This window comes from Streptomyces sp. NPDC001157, from assembly GCF_053598255.1.
In genome coordinates this window covers 359931-378995 of record NZ_JBSFJW010000001.1, presented here as the reverse complement: position 1 = coordinate 378995, position 19065 = coordinate 359931, and the positions used below count along the sequence as shown (strand labels likewise).

General features: G+C 71.5%; 18 protein-coding genes. 4 read left to right on the top strand and 14 right to left on the bottom strand.

The window, feature by feature from the left end:
• Nucleotides 1-6: 6 nt before the first annotated feature.
• Nucleotides 7-846, top strand: a complete 840-nt coding sequence (locus ACWDAG_RS01705) for a phospholipid scramblase-related protein (RefSeq protein ID WP_450693572.1) — start codon at nucleotides 7-9, stop codon at nucleotides 844-846.
• 15 nt (nucleotides 847-861) lie between these two features.
• Here the strand turns inward: ACWDAG_RS01705 and ACWDAG_RS01700 are convergent, their stop codons facing one another.
• Together ACWDAG_RS01700 and ACWDAG_RS01695 are read right to left on the bottom strand one after the other, a co-directional pair.
• Nucleotides 862-1827: a hypothetical protein gene (locus ACWDAG_RS01700; protein ID WP_450693571.1), complete on the bottom strand. Its 966-nt coding sequence runs from the start codon at nucleotides 1825-1827 to the stop codon at nucleotides 862-864.
• Nucleotides 1824-2627 (bottom strand): phosphatase PAP2 family protein, encoded by an 804-nt coding sequence (locus ACWDAG_RS01695; RefSeq protein ID WP_450693570.1) that lies wholly within the window; start codon nucleotides 2625-2627, stop codon nucleotides 1824-1826. Before ACWDAG_RS01695 ends, ACWDAG_RS01700 begins: the two co-directional genes overlap by 4 nt.
• A gap of 229 nt (nucleotides 2628-2856) precedes the next feature.
• Here ACWDAG_RS01695 and ACWDAG_RS01690 point away from each other — a divergent pair, with 229 nt between their 5' ends.
• On the top strand, nucleotides 2857-3471 hold the full coding sequence (locus tag ACWDAG_RS01690) for a TetR/AcrR family transcriptional regulator (protein WP_351468525.1): 615 nt from the start codon (nucleotides 2857-2859) through the stop codon (nucleotides 3469-3471).
• Between the two features lie 145 nt (nucleotides 3472-3616).
• On the opposite strand, the gene ACWDAG_RS01685 is transcribed toward ACWDAG_RS01690, so the two are convergent.
• Genes ACWDAG_RS01685 through ACWDAG_RS01675 form a run of 3 tightly spaced genes read right to left on the bottom strand, consistent with a single transcriptional unit; the run spans nucleotide 3617 to nucleotide 7132 of the window.
• Nucleotides 3617-4642: a DUF2510 domain-containing protein gene (locus ACWDAG_RS01685; RefSeq protein ID WP_450693569.1), complete on the bottom strand. Its 1026-nt coding sequence runs from the start codon at nucleotides 4640-4642 to the stop codon at nucleotides 3617-3619.
• A 50-nt stretch (nucleotides 4643-4692) separates the two neighbouring features.
• Complete coding sequence (locus ACWDAG_RS01680; RefSeq protein WP_450693568.1) at nucleotides 4693-5847, bottom strand: anhydro-N-acetylmuramic acid kinase; 1155 nt, start codon at nucleotides 5845-5847, stop codon at nucleotides 4693-4695.
• Between the two features lie 4 nt (nucleotides 5848-5851).
• Nucleotides 5852-7132 (bottom strand): MFS transporter, encoded by a 1281-nt coding sequence (locus tag ACWDAG_RS01675; RefSeq protein WP_450693567.1) that lies wholly within the window; start codon nucleotides 7130-7132, stop codon nucleotides 5852-5854.
• A 181-nt stretch (nucleotides 7133-7313) separates the two neighbouring features.
• Here ACWDAG_RS01675 and ACWDAG_RS01670 point away from each other — a divergent pair, with 181 nt between their 5' ends.
• A complete protein-coding gene (locus ACWDAG_RS01670; protein ID WP_450693566.1) occupies nucleotides 7314-9998 on the top strand; it encodes an ATP-binding protein in 2685 nt (894 codons plus the stop codon).
• 8 nt (nucleotides 9999-10006) lie between these two features.
• On the opposite strand, the gene ACWDAG_RS01665 is transcribed toward ACWDAG_RS01670, so the two are convergent.
• The 8 genes from ACWDAG_RS01665 to ACWDAG_RS01630 form a co-directional block, all read right to left on the bottom strand.
• A complete protein-coding gene (locus ACWDAG_RS01665) occupies nucleotides 10007-10798 on the bottom strand; it encodes an SDR family NAD(P)-dependent oxidoreductase (RefSeq protein WP_450693565.1) in 792 nt (263 codons plus the stop codon).
• Nucleotides 10799-10878: 80 nt separating this feature from the next.
• On the bottom strand, nucleotides 10879-12000 hold the full coding sequence (pcaDC, locus tag ACWDAG_RS01660; RefSeq protein WP_450693564.1) for a bifunctional 3-oxoadipate enol-lactonase/4-carboxymuconolactone decarboxylase PcaDC: 1122 nt from the start codon (nucleotides 11998-12000) through the stop codon (nucleotides 10879-10881).
• On the bottom strand, nucleotides 11997-13331 hold the full coding sequence (gene pcaB, locus ACWDAG_RS01655; RefSeq protein ID WP_450693563.1) for a 3-carboxy-cis,cis-muconate cycloisomerase: 1335 nt from the start codon (nucleotides 13329-13331) through the stop codon (nucleotides 11997-11999). The genes pcaDC and pcaB overlap by 4 nt, the downstream gene beginning before the upstream one ends.
• Nucleotides 13328-13933 (bottom strand): protocatechuate 3,4-dioxygenase subunit alpha, encoded by a 606-nt coding sequence (gene pcaG / locus ACWDAG_RS01650; protein ID WP_450693562.1) that lies wholly within the window; start codon nucleotides 13931-13933, stop codon nucleotides 13328-13330. The genes pcaB and pcaG overlap by 4 nt, the downstream gene beginning before the upstream one ends.
• A 6-nt stretch (nucleotides 13934-13939) precedes the next feature.
• Entirely contained in the window at nucleotides 13940-14713 is a 774-nt protein-coding gene (gene pcaH / locus ACWDAG_RS01645; protein WP_450693561.1) for a protocatechuate 3,4-dioxygenase subunit beta, read from the bottom strand.
• Between the two features lie 45 nt (nucleotides 14714-14758).
• Entirely contained in the window at nucleotides 14759-15961 is a 1203-nt protein-coding gene (locus ACWDAG_RS01640; protein ID WP_450693560.1) for a thiolase family protein, read from the bottom strand.
• A complete protein-coding gene (locus ACWDAG_RS01635; protein ID WP_450693559.1) occupies nucleotides 15958-16602 on the bottom strand; it encodes a CoA transferase subunit B in 645 nt (214 codons plus the stop codon). The genes ACWDAG_RS01640 and ACWDAG_RS01635 overlap by 4 nt, the downstream gene beginning before the upstream one ends.
• Nucleotides 16602-17357 carry a CoA transferase subunit A gene (locus ACWDAG_RS01630; protein ID WP_450693558.1) on the bottom strand — a complete coding sequence of 252 codons (756 nt, stop codon included), beginning with the start codon at nucleotides 17355-17357 and terminating at the stop codon, nucleotides 16602-16604. The genes ACWDAG_RS01635 and ACWDAG_RS01630 overlap by 1 nt, the downstream gene beginning before the upstream one ends.
• Before the next feature lie 211 nt (nucleotides 17358-17568).
• Between ACWDAG_RS01630 and ACWDAG_RS01625 the strand changes: the two genes are divergently transcribed.
• Complete coding sequence (locus ACWDAG_RS01625) at nucleotides 17569-18033, top strand: MarR family winged helix-turn-helix transcriptional regulator (protein ID WP_450693557.1); 465 nt, start codon at nucleotides 17569-17571, stop codon at nucleotides 18031-18033.
• Between the two features lie 11 nt (nucleotides 18034-18044).
• On the opposite strand, the gene ACWDAG_RS01620 is transcribed toward ACWDAG_RS01625, so the two are convergent.
• Nucleotides 18045-18992 (bottom strand): DUF3048 domain-containing protein, encoded by a 948-nt coding sequence (locus tag ACWDAG_RS01620; protein WP_450693934.1) that lies wholly within the window; start codon nucleotides 18990-18992, stop codon nucleotides 18045-18047.
• Between the last annotated feature and the right edge of the window lie 73 nt (nucleotides 18993-19065).

Sequence of the window (19065 nt, the reverse complement as noted above, 5' to 3'; positions counted from 1 at the left end):
GCCCCGGTGACCACGCATTCGAACACTCCTGCAGGCTGGTACCCGGATCCGCACGGAGCGCCCCAGACTCTCCGCTACTGGGACGGCGCCCAGTGGACCCAGCACACCAACACGGACCAGCAGCAGGCATCTCAGCAGCAGGTGCCGCAGCAGCAGGTACCGCAGCAGGCCGCCGGGCCGGACCCGCGTGTGCAGCGTCAGGTGCAGCAGCAGGCCGGGGTCGCCGCCGGCGGCCCCGGCGGCGGCAGCCTGTTCACCGAACCGGTCCTGGTGGTCAACCAGAAGGCCAAGCTGATCGAGCTGACCAACGAGTACAAGGTCATGGATCAGAACGGCAACCAGATCGGTTCGGTGATGGAGGTCGGGCAGAGCACGCTGAAGAAGGTGGCGCGCTTCGTCTCCAGCCTCGACCAGTTCATGACCCACCGGCTGGAGATCCGGGACGCGTACGGCCAGCCGCAGCTGGTGCTGACGCGGCCCGCCAAGGTCTTCAAGTCCCGTGTGCTCGTGTCGCGTCCGGACGGTTCGGCCGTCGGTGAGATCGTCCAGCAGAACATGATCGGGAAGATCAACTTCGCGATGAACGACGCCAACGGCCGGCAGGTCGGCGCGATCAAGGCGGAGAACTGGCGGGCCTGGAACTTCGCGATCGTCGACCACGCGGACAACGAGGTCGCCCGGATCACCAAGACCTGGGAAGGTCTTGCCAAGACGATGTTCACGACCGCGGACAACTACGTCCTGCAGATCCACTACCAGCTGCCCGAGCCGCTGCTGAGTCTTGTCGTGGCGACGGCACTCACTGTGGACACGGCGCTCAAGCAGGACTCGCGCGGGCTGGGATGACGCCCCGGGCAGTGCTCACAGGGGTGTGAGGTGTCCCGGATCCGAAGGCTGCCGGGGCACCAACGCCGGTTCGGCTGTTGCCGTTTCCGGCCGTAGTGCCAGGACCGCGGCCACCGGGTGCTCCTCGTCGACCGTGACGACCGGAGCGGCAGAAGCGACCGGAGCAGGCGTCACCCGGGTCAGCAGGACGACGCCCCAGGACGCAAGTGCCGCGCCCGCGGCGGCGAGCAGCACGCCCTCCGGGCCGCCGCGCAGGCCCTGGCCGAGGAGGGTGAGGCCGATCACCGAGGCGGCCACCGGGTTGGATAGCGTCACCATGGCGAGCGGGGCGCCGAGTCCGCCCCGGTACGCCGTCTGGGAGAGCAGCAGACCGCCGACCGCGAAAGCGGCCACCAGCACCGCCACCAGGACGACCTGGAGGCTCAGCGCGGAGCCGGACCGGTCGGTCGCGGCCACCGTCACGGTCTGCGTGAGCGCCGACGCGACGCCGGAGGCGAACCCGGACGCCGTGGCGTGCCGCAGACCCGGCCGGGCTCCCGGCCGCGACAGCAGCCCGATCAGCGCGACCGTGGTCCCCGCGACCGCCAGGGCCTCGGTGAGGCTCAGCACCTGCTCGGGCGCCGACCCGGACGCGGTGACCAGCAGCGCGGCCAGCCCGGCCAGCGTCAGCGCGGTGCCCCGCCACTCGGTCGCGCTGACCTTCCGCCCGGCCGCCCGCGCCCCCATCGGCACCGCGGCGACCAACGTGAGCGCGCCGAGCGGCTGAACGACGGTGAGCGGACCGTACTTGAGGGCCACGACATGCAGCAGTGCGGCACCGGCGTTGAGCCCGACAGAGGCCCACCAGGCGCCCGTGCCCAGCAGTCGCAGCATGCCGGTGCCGGAGCTGCGGGAGGCGAGCCGCTCCTGGGCCACGGCGGCGGCCGCGTAGGCAACGGCGGAGACCAGCGACAGGGCGACGGCGACGAGTGTGGCGGTCATCGGCCCGCTCCTACGAGGACGTGGTCGTCGGCGACGGGGGCGGCGAGCTTCTCGCTGCCGCGACCGGCCGTGGTGACGGTGCGGTGCGGCCGCTGGACCAGCGCGAGGGCGGCACCGAGCATGACGGTCGCGACGATCGCGTCGAGCCAGTAGTGGTTCGCCGTGCCCACGATGACGAGGAGAGTCACCAGCGGGTGCAGCAGCCACAGCCAGCGCAGGCGGGACCGGGTCGCCGCGATCAGACCGATCGCGACCATCAGGGCCCAGCCGAAGTGCAGCGACGGCATCGCTGCGAACTGGTTGGAGAGGTGGTCCGAGGACGGCGGTCCGTAGACCGACGGACCGTACACGTGCGCCGTGTCGACGAGGCCCGTGGCGGCCAGCATCCGCGGCGGCGCCAGCGGGAACACGAAGGGCAGCACCAGGGCCGCGGAGGTGACCGTGGCGAGGACCCGGCGGGCCCACACGTAGTGCGCGGGGCGCCGCAGGTAGAGCCAGATCAAGAAGGCCGCGGTGGCGGGGAAGTGGACGGTCGCGTAGTAGGTGTTCGCGAGGTGCACCAGGGTGTCGCTGTGCAGCAGTACCGACTGCACCGAACCCTCGCCGGGCAGATGGAGCGTCCGTTCCAGGTCCCACACGCGGTGCGCGTTGCGCAGGGCTTCGCCGGTGTGGCCGGTCGCCAGCTGGCGACCGAACTTGTAGACGAGGAAGAGCCCTGCGACGAGCAGGAACTCACGGACGACCGGAGGCCGCGCTATCGCGTCGGTCTCTCCTTCTGCAGGCTCGGTGCGGGCATTCATCCCCCGGCCCCTTCGCTGACGGTGGTGCGTGTGCTGGTACGTGGTGAGACCCGGACCGGAGTCCGAACTCATCGGTACGCCTGCGTGCCGAAACGAAAGCGTTCCGATACGGCAGTGTACCGATACGCGACCGTTCCGGTACACTGGCGTATCGATTGAGGTACGACACACTGGAAGCCGGGAATAAAGCGCGTATAAAGCCGGCGCTCGGAGTGAGGGAGAAGAGCAGATGACGTCGCAGGCCGCGGACGGACCGCAGACGGTTGCCGCCTCGCGCCGCTCCAAGATCACGCGCGAGCGTGAGCAGGAGTTCTTCGACGCCGTCCTCGAGCAGATCCGCGAATGCGGATACGAAGCCGTCACCATGGAGGGGGTCGCCGCCAGCACGCGCTGCAGCAAGTCCACGCTGTACCGGCAGTGGAAGACCAAGCCCCAGTTCGTGGTGGCCGCACTGCGCTCCCGCCGCAAGGCCCGCTTCGAGGGCATCGACACCGGATCGCTCGCGGACGACCTGCGCGAGGCGGCGCGGGCCGTGGGCCGCTGGTCGCAGAACGACACCAAGCTGCTGCAGGCCCTCGGGCACGCCGTCACGCAGGACGCCGACCTCGCCAAGGCGCTGCGGGAGGCGCTCGTCGACCCGGAGATCGCCGCGCTGAAGGAGATGCTCAATCGCGGGGTCGAGCGCGGCGAGATCACCGCCGGCCACCCGGCCCTGGAGTACATCCCTGCGCAGATGTTCGGCGTCGTACGCGCCCGCCCCGTCGTGGACGGCGAGTACGCCGACCCCGACTACCTGGTCCGCTTCGTGGAGGCCGCGGTGCTGCCCGCACTGGGCCTGACCTGAGAATCAGGCCGCCGTCCGTGGGATGACTGGACGGCGACCTGCTCGCGCCGCACCGTGGGGACGGGGGCGGCGCGTACCCCCGGCCGGGTGGGGCTCCTCTTGAGCGGAGGGGCGCCCCACCCGGCCGATCACTGTCCGGGGCGGTTCACACCGTCTGGCCGTTGCCGCCGCCGGTCGAGACCTTGATGCCCTTGGTGATGTCGTCGATGACCGACTGCTTCTCGGCGACGTCCACGCCGAAGCGGACCACGACGATCTGCGACGGGTTCGCGGGGGAGGGGAAGGCGAGCGACTCGACGTAGCCGTCGGAGCCCTTGCTGGTGACCGCCTGCCAGCGGACCAGATAGCCCTTCTGCCCGGCCACGGTGACCGCCCTGGAGTCGAGCACCTTGTGCGAGGTGATCGAGCCGTAGGTCCTGCCGCCGTAGGAGTCCTCGGCGTTGGCCTCGATGTCGGCCTTCGCGACCTCCTCCGCCGTGCTCCCCGCGGTCTTGAGGACCGCGGCCGGCGCCGAGTACGCGCCGCCCTTCGTGCAGGTCTTCGAGGTGTCGCCGGGGCATTTGTACGAGTCGTTGGACGTGACGGACGCGCCCACCGCGATCTGCTGGCCGTACCAGTCGTCCGGGATGGGCAGGCTGATCCCGCTGACCGGATCGGACACCGAACCGCTCTCGATCCGCGGAGCCTCGGACTGGCCGGGGCCGGGAGACTGGTTCCCGCCCGAACCGCCCGAGCCACCGGACCCGCCGTTGCCGCCGCCCGGGCCGCCGTTGCCGCCCTGTCCCTGCTGCGAGTTGACGTTGCCGCCCGAACCGTCGTTGCCCATCAGCGCGTACACACCCACACCGATGCAGGCCAGGACGACAACGGCCGCCCCGACGGCGATGCCCGTGCGCAGACCGCGCCGTGGAGCGGCCGACGGCTGGGCGGGATAGGCCGGATAGGTCGGATAGTCGGGGTATGCCGCATAGGCCGGGGCCGCCGGAGGGGCGGTGCTCGCCGGATCCGGGCCGGTCGTCGGCGTCTGCGCCGGGGGACCCCATACGGCGGCCGACCCCGCGGGGCGGGTCCGGTCCGTCCATGCCTTGCCGTCCCACCAGCGCTCGGTGGCGGGAGCCTCACTTGTCTGCCCGGGGTCGGGATACCACCCGGGAGGAGTCACCTGCGTCATGCCCCCACCGTATGAGGCCTGGGTGAAAGCGGCATGAGAGGAGTCCGGCTTCAGACCACCACCAGCCGTTTCGGCGTCCGCTCGCCCGGCGGCGGCAGCCGCAGTCCGTCCTGGCCGGGTGTGATCGAACCGAGCACGCTCGCATGCCGCGCCCCGGTGCTCGCGGGCTCGGTGCCCGCCAGACCGTGCGCGGTCAGGAACCCGAGCACGGCGAACGCGTACGCCTCCTTCGCGTCCGACGCCAGCCCCAGCTCGTCGGAGGCGCGCAACGGGGTCCCCGGCAGCCGCTGTCCCAGCATCCCCATGAGCACCGGATTGCGTACCCCGCCGCCCGAGGCGATCACCTCGGTGGCACCCAGGGTGAGCACGGCGTCCGCGACCGTCCGCGCGGTGAGCATGGTCAGGGTCGCGACCACGTCCTCGGCCCGGAGTGTTCCGAACCCGGCCAGGGCGTCCCGCAGATAACCGAGGTGGAACAGTTCCTTGCCCGTCGTCTTGGGCGCGGGCAGCGCGTAGTACGGCTCCTCCAGCAGCCGCCGCAGCAGTGGTTCGTGGACGGTGCCGCGCGCGGCCAGCGCGCCGTCCACATCGTAGGCCATGGTCCCGCCGCTGAACCCCCGGGCCGCCGCGTCGATCAGCGCGCATGCGGGGCCGGTGTCGAAGGCCGTGCCGTCGGGGGCGGTGAGGTTGGCGATGCCGCCGAGGTTGAGGGCGACGGGGGTGCCCGGGCGGCCGCGCAGCCACAGCAGGTCGACCAGGCCGACCAGGGGTGCGCCCTGGCCGCCCGCGGCGATGTCCCGAGGCCGGAAGTCGGCCACCACCGGCAGCCCGGTCGCCTCGGCGATCCAGGCGGGCTGCCCGAGCTGCAGGGTGCCGTGCACCTTGCCGCCGTCCGCCCAGTGGTAGACGGTCTGCCCGTGCGAGGCCACCAACTCCGCCTGCCCGCCGCACAGTTCACGGTCCGCCCGCACGGCCGCCGCCGCGAAGGCCTGCCCGATCCCCGTGTCGAGCCGGCACACCTCCGCGAGCGACGTGGCAGCCGGCGGCAGCGCGGCGGCGAGCGCCTCCCGCAGCTCCTCGTCGTACGCGTCGCTGACCATCCCCAGCGGTTCCAGTACGAGGCTGTCGCCGTCGAGCCTCAGTTCGGCCGCCGCCGCGTCGATGGCGTCGTAGGACGTGCCCGACATCAGGCCGATCACCCGCATGCGCTCAACCCGCCTTCCGTTTCGATGTCTTGGCCAGGGCGAGGACGCTCACCGCGCACGCCGCCGCCGCGTAGTACCCGGGGATGTCGACGCTCCCCGTCCGCTTGACGGTTTCCGTAATGATGAGCCCGGCACACCCTGAGAACACGGCATTCGAGAGGGCGTAGGCGAGTCCCAGGCCCGTGCAGCGCACGTTCGTGGGGAAGAGTTCCGAGAGCATCGCCGGTCCCGGCCCTGCCATCAGCCCCACCACCGCACCCGCCCCGAACACCGCGGCACCCTTCACCGTGTTCGAAGACCCCGGGTCCTGAAGGAGGTTGAGCAGCGGCAGCGACAGGAACACCACGAGCAGCGCCCCCGTCAGCATCACCGCCCGCCGTCCCACCCGGTCACTGAGCAGGCCCGCCGGGACGAGCGTGACCGCGAAGCCCAGGTTGGCCGAGACGGTGGCGATCAGCGCCTGCTGGAAGCTCGCGCCCAGCGTGCTCTGCAGATACGACGGCAGCACGACCAGGAAGGTGTACCCCGCGGCGGCCCAGCCCATGATCCTTCCCGCGCCCAGCGCGACGGCGCCGGCGACCTCGCGCGGAGGAAGCCTCACGGCATCGCTCTCCCGCCGGAACGCGGGCGTCTCCGCCAGCCGCAGCCTCAGCCACAGCGCCGCCAGCCCGAGCGGCAGCGTCAACAGGAACGGCACTCGCCAGCCCCAGCCGGCCAGTTGCCGCTCCGTGAGCAGGGTCGCCAGCAGGGCGGCCACACCCGCACCGCCCAACAGCCCCAGCGCCACCGTGAACGACTGCCACGACCCGTACAGCCCACGCCGCCCCGGCGGCGCGAACTCGGTCATCACCGCCACCGCGCCACCGAACTCACCACCCGCGGACAGCCCCTGAAGCACCCTCAGAATCGTCAGCAGCCACGGAGCGAGCGCCCCGACGGTCGCATACGTCGGCAGCGCACCGATCAGCGTCGTCGCGACCGTCATCAGCACGATCACCAGGATCAGCACCGGACGCCTGCCGATCCGGTCACCCAGCCGCCCGAACAGGGCGGCCCCCACCGGCCGGAAGAAGAACGCCAGCGCGAACGACGCGTACGTCCTCACCAGCGCCTCGACCTCGCTGCCGCCCATCGGGGTGAAGAACCGCGCCGCGATCACGGTCGCGAAACAGCCGTAGACACCGAACTCGTACCACTCGACGAAGTTGCCCACGGAACCCGCCGCCAGGGCCCGTACCGCAGATGAGTCCCGCACGGCCCGGCGTTGTCCGAAAAACAGCTTCATTTCAGCGCCTTTTGACTGTCGGTTACCTTCAGACAGGCAGATCACAGGCTTCATGCGTCGCCTGCCCGCACCCGCTGTCACCCATCACGGCAACAGCTACCCGGACCCCCCTCCACTTCTGCAATCGGACGGCTACGCTCGATGTCTGTACGTCGTTCGGGCGACTTGGGGAGGTAGCGGGATGACGGAGGTCCGGCCCATGGAGGCCGCCTCGGCCTCCCTGTGGGAGCGCGAGGAGGAGATCGCCGCCGTCAAGCGGGCGATCGACACGCTGTGCGCCGACCGCGCGTCCTCCGGCAGCGTGCTCGTGGTCCGGGGCGAGGCGGGACTCGGCAAGACCGCCCTGCTGGCCGAGATCCGCCGCATCGCGGAGCAGCGCAACTGCACGGTGTGGTCGACCCGCGGCGGCGAGACCCTCAGGTCCGTTCCCTTCAACGTGGTACGGCAGTTGCTGCAGCCCGCGTTGGTGTCCCTGATGCCGGAGGAGGCCCGCGAATACCTCGGCGACTGGTACGACATCGCGGGCCCCGCCCTCGGCATCACGGAACCGGGCGAACGCCAGGCCGACCCCCAGGGTGTGTGCGACGGCCTGGTCGCCGGGGTGCGCCGGCTGGCCCGCCGCGACTGGCCGCTGGTCCTGCTGATCGACGACGCGCACTGGGCCGACCAGGAGACGCTGCGCTGGCTCGCCGCGTTCGCGGAGCGCCTCGACGACCTGTCCGTCCTGGTCGTCGTGGCCCGCCGGCCCGGTGAGGTCAGCGGCGAGAGCGCCCGCCACCTCGAAGCGATCGCCGCCGCCTCGGGCCACCCCGACGCCAACCTGAACGCCCTCACCCCGGACGCCACCGCGGGCCTCACCCGCGCCACCCTCGGCGCGCACGCCGACGCCCCGTTCTGCCGGGAGGTCTGGGCCGTCACCGGCGGCAACCCGTACGAGACCGTGGAACTCCTCGCCAAGGTGCAGGACAGCGAGCTGGAGCCGACCGAGGGCTCCGCCGCCGAACTGCGCGCCCTCAACCGCTCGGCCCGCGGCGGCGGCCTCGTCGCCCGCCTGGAGGAACTCGGCATCGACGCCACCCGTTTCGCCTGGGCGGCCGCCATCCTCGGCACCGGCATCTCCGTCGGCCTGGTGGCCGAGCTCGCCACCATGGACCACGACGAGGCAGTGCGCTGCGCCGAACTGCTGCAGGACGCCCGCATCCTCACCGAACCCGACCCGGCGAGTGCCCAGGCCGACGACGGCGACCTGCAGTTCGTGCACCCGCTGATCGCCACCGCCGTCTACAACTCCATCCCGGACGCCCTGCGCACCGCCATGCACGGCATCGCCGCCCAGGTCGTCACCGAATCCGGACGCGGCGCCGCCATGGCCTCCCGGCACCTCCTCCAGGTGCACCCGGACGACGACGAGGAACTCGTCGAGCAGCTGCGTGAGGCAGCCCGGGAACACCTCGCCGTCGGCGCCCCCGACGCGGCCCGCCGCTGCCTGGAGCGCGCCCTGCTGGAACCACCCCGTCCCGAGGTCCACGCGCGCGTGCTCTACGAACTCGGCTGCGCCACCCTCCTCACCGCCCCCGCCACCACCATCGACCATCTGCAGTCCGCGCTCGGCATGCCCGGCCTCGACGGTGACGAGCGCGTGGACGCCGTCTTCCGCCTCTCCCAGGCGCTCGTCCACAACGACCAGATGGAGGAGGCCGTGCGCACGGTCGAGGCGGAGGCCGCCCGGCACGAGGAGGGCCCCGCGAAGATGCGGCTGCAGGCCGTGCAGTACATGTGGGAGAGCCTCTACGCGGGTGAGGCGACCTCGCAGGACCGCTCCCAGCGCCTGGCCGACCTCGCCTCCACCTGCAGCGGCCGCGACAACTCCGAGCGCGCCCTGCTCATGCTGCGCGGCTTCGACGCCCTGATCCGCGGCGAGAGCGCCGAGGAGGTCGTCGAACTGTGCGACCGTGCCCTCGTCAACGGCCGCCTCGCACCCGGACTCGGCTGGACCGACACCGAGTGGGGCATCGAACTGCTGCTGATGCTCGGCTACTCCTACACCTACACCGACCGCCTCGACCGCGCGGAGAGCCTCTACAACGAGGCCCTGCGCACCTACGAGTCGGCCGGCTGGAGCGGCGGCCACCTCGCCCTGGCCCACGCCCACGTCGGCATCGGACACCGCAGGCGCGGCCGGCTGCGGGAGGCCGAGGCGTCCCTGCGCGAGTCGCTGCGCCTCGCCGAGCCCGTCGGCCGCGGGCTGCCGCTGTACTGGTGCGTCACCTGCAACCTCGTCGAGGTCCTGCTCGCCCGCGGTCATGTCGACGAGGCCTGGGCGATCGCCGAACAGTACGGCTTCGCACCGCCCTACACCTCCGGCATGGTGATGCCCGATCCACGGTCCGTGCGCGGTCGGCTGCTGCTCGCCGTCGGCCGCACCAAGGACGGCATCAACGAACTGGAGGAGGCCGAGAAGGCCGTGGCCGCGCGCGGCCACCACAACTCGCTGCTCGTCCCCTGGGCCCTCGATCTCGCCCGGGCCCTCGCATCCGAGGACCCGGCCCGAGCGGCCCGGCTCGCCGCCGACACCCGCCGGCAGGCCGAGCGGTTCGGCACGGACACCGCCATCGGGGAGGCCCTGCGGTGCGCTGCCGCGCTGGAGACGGGGCAGCGGGCCGTTCGGCTGTTGGCGCAGGCTGTGGCGTATCTGGAGGCCTCGCCCTGCCAGTACGAGCATGCGGCGGCCCGTATCGAGTACGGGATCGCCGCGAGGTCCGTCACCGAGCTGAATCGGGGGTTGGCGCTGGCTCGTTCGTGCGGGGCGGACGGGTTGGTGGCGCAGGCTCGGGAGGCGTTGGAGAGTGGGCCAGGGGTGCGCTGAAGCGTGGGCTAGAGCGCCAGTAGTTGGTCCGTGACCGTCGAGAGGCGCTTCTGCACCTCGCGGTCGTACGTTGCCTCGTGTGCCCTTGCCCGGCTCGTGCCGTCGAAATAGCCGCCCGTGCCCAGGTCCTGGGTCGCCAGGGCAAGCACGCCCGGGGCCCCGTCCGCCACCGTGTTCCACGGGGTGACTCCGCCCTCGCGGACCATGGCCGTGTCCATGAAGGTCGCCGGGTGCAGGACGTTGACCGAGACACCCGTGCCCGCCAGTTCCTCGGCCAGTGCGAAGGTGTGGGCCGCGAGGGCGAACTTGGCGCGGCGGTAGGCGGCGAAGCCGTCGTAATGGCGCCTGAATTCGATGTCGTCGAAGTCGAGGGGGTCCTGGCCGACCGAGCCGACGTTGACGATCCGGGCGGGTGCGTTCCCGCGCAGCACTGGGAGCAGGGCGCGGGTCAGTACGACGGGTGCCAAGTAGTTCACGGCGAGGCGCAGTTCGTGGCCGTCGGCGCTCAGCTCGTGCCCGGCGCCGGGCGCGCCGGCTCCCACGCCCGCGTTGTTGATCAGGACATCGAGGTCGGGACGGGCGTCGGCGACGTGCGCACCCAGCTCGCGCACCTGCGTCAGCGAGGCGAGGTCGGCGACGAAGCCCTCCGCGTCGCCCTCGGTGCGCAGCTCCTCGACCAGCTGCTCCGTACGGCCCGGATCGCGGCCGTGAGCGAGGACGACGTGTCCGGAGCGGACCAGCTCGAAGGCGACGTGGCGGCCGAGGCCGGAGGTGGCGCCGGTGATCAGGATGGTGGACATGCCTCCACCGTAGGCACGCGGCGGAGGCATGTGCGAGGTGCTGCTGAAGCTACGACCAACAGGGTCACCCTCGCGACCCTCTAGAGGTCGTCCTCCTCCGCCAGCACCCGCTGGGCCGTCGCGAACGCCGAGTTCGCCGCCGGAACCCCGCAGTACACGGCCGTCTGCAGGAGTACGGCGCCGATCTCCTCGGGGGTGAGCCCGTTGCGCCGGGCCGCCCGCACGTGCATGGCCAGCTCGTCGTAGTGCCCGTGTGCGACCAGCGCCGTCAGTGTGATCATGCTGCGTTCGCGGCGGCTGAGTGTCGGGTCGGTCCAGATCTCACCCCAGGCGTAGCGCGAGATGAAGTCCTGGAAGCGGGCGGTGAAGGGCGTCTGCCGGTCCTGCGCCCGGTCCACATGCGCATCGCCCAGCACCTCACGCCGTACCTCCATCCCACGCTTGGCGCCCCCGCCGAGGTGCGCACGGAGGGCTGTCAGCACGGCCTCCGGGCACTGGGCGGGCGCCAGATGCGCGGCGTGCGGAAGCTCGACCAGCGTGGAGCCGGGTACGGCGTCCGCGATCTCCCGCAGATGCGGCGGCGGAGTCGCCTTGTCCTCGCGCCCGGCGATCAGCAGTGTGCGCACGGAGATTTCCGGGAGCCTCTGGCTCAGGTCGAAGGCGGCCAGCGCATCACAGCAGGCGGCGTACGCCTCGGGGTCGGCCTCGGCCTGGTCCCGCACCAGTTCCGGCACGGTGAAGCCGGGCGTGAACCATCGGGCGTCCGCGCTCGCCACGAGCGAGCCCAGCCCCTCGCGCCGCACCAGCTCGGCCCGCTCCTGCCAGGGCTTCGCGCCGTTGAAGTGGGCGGAAGAACAGATCACGGCCAGGGAGGACACCCGCTCCGGGTGGTGGAGGGCAAGATGCAGTCCGACGGCACCGCCGAGCGACACCCCGGCGTACCCGAACCGCTCGATTCCGAGTGAGTCGGCGAGCGCGAGCACCAGGTCGGCGAGGTCTCCGACGGTCGCGCCGGGGCCGATCAGGTCGGGCGCCGACCCGCCGTGCCCCGGCAGGTCCCAGCGGACGACCCGGTGGGTGATGGACAGCTCGGGTGCCACCTTGTCCCACAGCGCGTAGGACGTGCCCAGCGAGGGCCCGAGCAGCAGCGGTGCAGCGGAAGTGGCCCCCTCGGCACGGTGGTTGAGGAGTTTGCCGGTCAACGTCGCTCCAGGGCACGGTCGGTGAGGACTCCGGAGGAGCCGGTGTAGTGAGTGGGATCGGTGAGCCCGTCGAGGTCGAGGTGCTTCAACTCCGGCTCTTCCGCAAGCAGTTCGGCCAGCGAACGGCCCTCGGCGTAGGTGCGCTTGGCGAGGGCGGTGAGCAGGGTCTTGGCGCGGGCACGGCCGAGTACGGGGGCCAGCTCCGCGGACAGCCGCTCCGAGACGATCAACCCATGGGTGAGACCCAGGTGTTCACGCATCACGTCCGCGTCGACCCGCAGCCCTTCCGCAAGTTCGGCGGCGTCCCGGGCCGCACCGCCGACCAGCCGCAGCAGATCCCGCAGCGGCTCCCATTCGGCGTGCCAGGCTCCGGCAGGCCGCTCGTCCTCGGCGGTCATCGAGCCGTACAGCGTGGCCGCGAGCTGCGGAGCCCGCCGGGCCGCGGCCGCGATCAGCGTGGACCGTACGGGGTTCGCCTTGTGCGGCATGGCCGACGAGCCGCCGCCGCTGCCCTCCGCGACCTCGGCGACCTCGGTGCGGCCGAGAGTCAGTACGTCCGTGGCCGTCTTGCCCAGCGCCCCGGCCGCGAAGGCCAGGCATCCGGCGAGGTCGGCGATCGGTGTGCGCAGCGTGTGCCAGGGCAGGGGCGGTTCGCGGAGCCCGAGTTCGTGGGCGTAGGCCGCCGTCAGGGCCTGCGTGTCCTCGGCGCCGTAGACGGCGAAGGCAGCCAACGTCCCTGCCGCACCGCCGAGTTGAGCGGGCAGCGAGTCCCGTACGGCCTTGCTGCGGTCCCGTGCGTCGAGGACGAGCGAACGCCAGCCGGCCGCCTTCAACCCGAACGTCGTCGGCACGGCATGCTGGGTGAGCGTCCGTCCCGGCATCGCGGTGTCACGGTGGTCCGCGGCCAGCCGGGCCAGCGCCCGTTCGGTGCGGCCGAGGTCGGCGAGGACCAGGTCCAGGGTGCGCGCGGCGACCAGCATCGTCGCCGTGTCCATGATGTCCTGGCTGGTCGCGCCGCGGTGGACGTAGGGCCCGTACTCCTCACCGACCGCCTTCGTCAGGTCGGCGACCAGGGGGATGACCGGGTTGCCGCCCGCGCGGGCGCGCTCGGCGAGTGAGCGTACGTCGAAACGGGTGGCGTCGGCCGCCTCGGTCACCGAGGTCGCCGCCTCGGCCGGTGCGAGGCCCAGAGCGGACTGGGCCCGGGTGAGTGCCGCCTCCGCGTCGAGCAGGGCCTGAACGAAGGCCGTGTCGCCGGTCGCGGAGGCGGCGGGGGAGCCTGCCCACCCGGGGGCGAGCAGCCCGGTGTCGTCGAAGCCGACAGAAGTCACTGGAACTCCAGGAAGACCGTCTCGCCTTCGCCCTGAAGGCGGATGTCGAAACGGTATGTGCCCTTGCCGTCGTCCGTCGCGATCAGCGTGCCGCGTCGCCCCTCCGGCACCTGGGACAGCACCGGGTCGGCGGAGAGCGCCGCCTCGTCACCGGGCAGGTAGATCCGCGTGAACAGGTGCACCAGCAGCCCGCGCGCGAACACGCACACGCTGAGGTACGGCGCACTCCGCCCGCGCGCGCCGGGCCGCAGCGTCCGCGCGTACCAGTGGCCGTTGGCATCCGTCTGGATACGTCCCCAGCCGGTGAACTCCACCCCGTTGCGGCCCAGGTAGCCGCCGCTCGCCGGGTCGCGCCGGATCGAACCGTCCACCTGCGGGATGTTGCCTTCGGGGTCGGCGCCCCACAGCTCCACGAAGGCGTCCGGCAGCGGGTTGCCCTCTCCGTCGTAGATGTATCCCTGGACGGTGATGGTGTCCGGGTGGCCGACCGGGGCGATGTCGCCGCCGCCGGGGAAGGGCAGGGCGTGGCCGTAGAAGGGGCCGACCGTGTGCGACGGGGTCGGCAGCACGGTCTCAGGACGGCTTGTGTCGATCTTCGTCATGGCAGGTCAGCGCCCTTCTTCGATCCAGGTGGCCTGCGGCCCGTCGAGCACGATGTCCCAGTGGTAGCCCATCGAGAACTCCGGCACCGACAGGTTGTGGTCGTAGGTGGCGACCAGCCGCTGCCGGGCCGCGTCGTCCGTCACCGACTGGATGATCGGGTCGTAGGGGAACAGCGGGTCGCTCGGGAAGTACATCTGCGTCACGAGCCGCTGTGTGAACGCCGTGCCGAAGAGCGAGAAGTGGATGTGCGCGGGCCGCCAGGCGTTGAGGTGCTGACGCCACGGGTACGGGCCCGGCTGCACGGTGGTGAAGTGGTAGTGCCCGTCGCCGTCGGTCAGCGTGCGGCCGACGCCGGTGAAGTTCGGGTCCAGCGGGGCGTCGTGCTGCTCACGCTGGTGGGCGTAGCGGCCGGCCGAGTTGGCCTGCCAGATCTCGATGAGCTGACCGCGGATCGGACGGCCGTCGCGGTCGAGCAGCCGTCCGGAGACGGTGATCCGCTCACCGATGGGCTCGCCGGTGTGCTGCCGGGTGAGGTCGTTGTCGATCTCGGTGATGTCGCGCTCGCCGAAGGCGGGGGAGGAGAGCTCCACCAGCTCCGGGTCCTTCGTCACGTCGATGGTGATCGGCGGCTGCTTGGGATGACGCAGGACGGACGAGCGGTACGGCGCGTAGTCGCGGCGCGGCTGGTGCTCGACGGGCGCCCCGTCGGCGATCCGCTTCTCGTACGCGGCGTGCTCGGCCGCGATCTCCTGGTCGATGTCCTGCTGGGTGAGAGTCATGGGGGTCCCTGGGGCTTCCTGGGTGTTCTTGACGCCTGGGCGTTCTTAACGTTCGAGGACGAGGGCGAGGCCCTGGCCGACGCCGATGCAGAGGGTGGCGACGCCGGTGCCGGAGCCGCGGCGGGCGAGCTGGTGCGCGACGGTGCCGGCGAGCCGGGCCCCGGAGGCGCCGAGCGGGTGGCCCAGGGCGATGGCGCCGCCCTGCGGGTTGAGGATCGCGGGGTCGAACTCGGGCCATTCTGCGACGCAGCCCAGCACCTGGGCGGCGAAGGCCTCGTTCAGCTCCAGCACGGACAGGTCGGCGAAGGTCCTGCCCGCCTTGGCCAGAGCCCGGTTGACCGCCTCGACCGGGGCGAGGCCGAAGTAGTGCGGATCGACGGCGTTGACGCCGGTCGCCGAGACACGGGCCAGCGGCTCGCGGCCGACGGCCTTCAGGCCCTCCTCGTCGACCAGCAGCAGGGCGGCGGCACCGTCGTTCAGGGGCGAGGCGTTCCCTGCGGTGACCGTGCCGTTGTCCTTCCGGAAGGACGGCTTCAGCTTGGCCATCGCGGCGAGGGAGGCGTCCGGCCGGACGCACTCGTCGGCGGCGAAGACGACCGGGTCGCCCTTGCGCTGCGGGACCGGGAAGGGCGACAACTCGGCGTCGAACAGGCCCTGTTGCTGTGCGGCCGCGGCCTTGCTGTGGGAGGCGAGGGCGAACTCGTCCTGCTGCTCCCGGCTGATCTTGTGCTTGTCGGCGATCAGTTCGGCCGACTCGCCGAGCGGGATGGTCCACTGCGGGTCCATCCGCGGGTTGACCATGCGCCAGCCCAGCGTGGTGGAGTACAGCTCTGTGTGGGCGGCCGGGAACGGCTTGTCGTTCTTGGGCAGCACGTACGGGGCGCGGGTCATCGACTCGACGCCGCCGGCCACGGCGATGTGGGCGTCGCCGACCGCGATGGCGCGGGCCGCCTGGATGACCGCCTCCAGGCCGGAGGCGCACAGCCGGTTGACGGTCACCCCGGGCACGGAGGTCGGCAGCCCGGCGAGCAGGGCGGCCATGCGGGCGACGTTTCGGTTCTCCTCGCCCGCCCCGTTCGCGTTGCCGAAGTACACGTCCTCGATCCGGGAGGGCTCCAACTGCGGTGTCCGGGCGAGGAGTTCGCGGACAGCGTGGGCGGCCAGGTCGTCCGGGCGGACGGAGGCGAGGCCGCCGTTGTAGCGGCCGATCGGGGTGCGCACCGCATCGACGATGTAAACCGTGTTCACAGCAGGTCCTCCGCAACGGTCAGCTTGGCGCCGGTCTTGGCGACGATCTCGTCAACGGCCACACCGGGGGCGACCTCGGTCAACACCAGCCCGTCCTGTGTCACGTCGATCACGCCCAGGTCCGTGATGACTCGGTTCACACACGCCTTGCCTGTGAGCGGCAGCGCGCACTCCTCGAGGATCTTCGCCGAGCCGTCCTTGGCCGTGTGCGTCATGACGACGATGACCGTACGAGCACCGTGGACCAGGTCCATCGCCCCACCGATGCCGGTGATCAGCTTGCCCGGAATGGCCCAGTTCGCCAGGTCACCACGAGCGGAGACCTGCATCGCGCCCAGCACCGCGACATCGATGTGCCCGCCCCGGATCATCGAGAACGACAGTGCCGAATCGAAGAAGGACGCCCCCGGCAGGACGGTGACGGTCTCCTTGCCGGCGTTGATCAGGTCCGGGTCGACCGCGTCCTCGGTGGGATAGGGGCCGGTGCCCAGGATCCCGTTCTCCGACTCCAGCACCACCTCCACCCCCGCCGGCAGGTGGTTCGGGATGAGCGTCGGCAGCCCGATGCCGAGGTTGACGTACTGCCCGTCCTCCAGTTCGCGCGCGGCCCGCGCGGCCATCTGCTCGCGTGTCCAGGCCATCAGCTGCTCACCGTCCGCTGCTCGATCTTCTTGTCGCTCGCCTGCTCCGGTGTCAGGGCGACCACCCGCTGCACGAAGATCCCCGGGAGATGGACCGCATCCGGATCGATCTCCCCGGGCTCCACCAGTTCCTCCACCTCGGCGATCGTCACCCGACCGGCCATCGCGGCGAGTGGATTGAAGTTGCGGGTCGACTTGTTGAACACCAGGTTCCCGTGCCGGTCACCCTTGGCCGCCCGCACCAGCGCGAAGTCGGTGCGGATGCCCCGCTCCAGCACATACTCCGTGCCGTCGAACTCCCGCACCTCCTTCGGCGGCGACGCCAGCGCGACCCCGCCCTCGCCGTCGTAGCGCCAGGGCAGCCCGCCGTCGGCGACCTGTGTGCCCACCCCGGCCGGCGTGTAGAAGGCCGGGATCCCGGCCCCGCCCGCCCGCAGCCGCTCCGCCAGCGTGCCCTGCGGGATCAGCTCCACCTCCAGCTCCCCGGCCAGATACTGCCGCGCGAACTCCTTGTTCGCCCCGATGTAGGAGCCGGTCACCCGCGCGATCCGCCCCGCCGCCAGCAACACGGCAAGTCCCGTCTCCATCGCCCCGCAGTTGTTGGAGACCACGCTCAGCCCGGACACACCCCGCTGGTACAACGCCCCGATCAGCACATTCGGCACACCGCTCAGCCCGAACCCGCCCACCGCCAGCGATGCACCCTCCGGCACATCCGCCACCGCCTCAGCGGCGGTGGCGACCACCTTGTCCATCCGTGAAGCCCCATCCCGTCCGAGCGCCCGGTCACGAATTAATCAGGGCACTGAGTATTTCGGTGAAGTTTCCTTCACGCTGCCACCGGAGCGGCTGGACGTCAAGACCCCCAAGAACAGTAAGGTCAGTAGTGGTATGCAGCTCTACAGACACTCGACTGGACGACGGGTATCGTTCAGTGCACCAACGAATTCGACCTCGGGAGCGCACATGGCCGCGGTGGACCTCACCACCCACCCCGGGCACCTGGCCCGGCGGCTGCAGCAGGCCCACTACCTGCTGTGGAACACGATGGTCTCGGAGGAGATCACCTCGCCGCAGTTCGCGGTCCTCAACGCGCTCGTCGCCGAGCCCGGCCTGGACCAGCGCACGGTGGGGGAGCGGGTGGGCCTCGACCGGTCGACGATCGCCGAGGTGATCAGCCGGCTCGGGCGTCGCGGGCTGCTCGACAAGGTGCGTGATCCACAGGACGGCCGCCGTTTCCTGCTGCGTCTCACCGACGACGGTGTGCGCACCCACCGCAAGCTGACCGTGCGCACGGCCCGGATGAACCAGGTCTTCCTGGCCCCGCTGTCCGCCGAGGAGCAGTCGGTGTTCTTCGATCTCATCCGGCGGGTCGCCGATGCGGCCGAGGGGCTCCGCAACCCGGCGGAACCCCTCGTGGCGCACGGCTGAGCGCGCCGGACCTACCGCGGTGCCTTCGTCAGGACCACCCATACCTGCCCCTTCGCGAAGTCGACCGGCCTGCCGTCCTTCGTCGTGAACTGCGTGCCGTCGGTGGCCTTCCTGCGCTGCCAGTTGACGTCGTAGACCCGTCCGTCGCGCAGGACCTGCGCCTTCCCGGAGCCCACCGTCTCGGTGTACGGCGTGTTGTTGCCGAGGCGGTCGTGGAAGGCGGACTGGCGCACCTTCACGTACTGCACGACGACCGTCGCCGGCGCCACCCGCTTTCCGTCGGCCGTCGTGGTGGGTCTCCCGTCCATCGCGACCAGATAGCGGTGCATGCCCGCGGACCAGGTGAAGGTGAAGCCGGCGGCCGGGTAGCGGATGGTGCGTGTGTTCTCCGCTCTGCCACCGGCGGGTGCGGCGCCGTAGTGGAAACCGGTGGTCAGTGCCTTCGCACCCGGCGGCGCAGACATCAGGCGGGCCGGGCGCAGGAAGAGGTTGTGCGGTGCGGGTCTGCCGGGGTCGCGGAAGTAGGCGCCGGACGCCTTCTCGGGCGGCTCCGCCCGCAGGGGCGCGTTGTTGATCAGCGGCAGGAGCTTGTGCTGTGCCCCGGAGAAGGCGAGCGTCGGACGGTGGAACTGGCGCAGCAGCTCCAGATCCGACTCGCGGGCGCTGCGCACCGGCCCGACGACCTTCGGCAGCGTGCTCGCGTACACCGCCATCAGGCGGCTCAGCCCGCCCTCGACCTGTTCCGCGTACACGACGTCCGCCGAGTCGAGCCCCGTCTGGGGCCGGGCCTCGGGCGCGTTGTCGATCTTCACGGCGAGTACGGGGGCGCCGCCGGCGATCTCCGTCGGCTGCCTGGGGGTCTGCGTCCGGCCGCGCCCGTCCTGCGCCGTGCCGTGCTGATCCGTGCAGCCTGCCGCCAGCACGGCCGTCACCGTGGCGGCCAGCAGCGCCACTGTCATCGAGGCGCGTCGCGGACGCGCCAACCGTCCCGTGCTCACCGTGGCCACCACATCCTGTGTCAACGATTGTGCG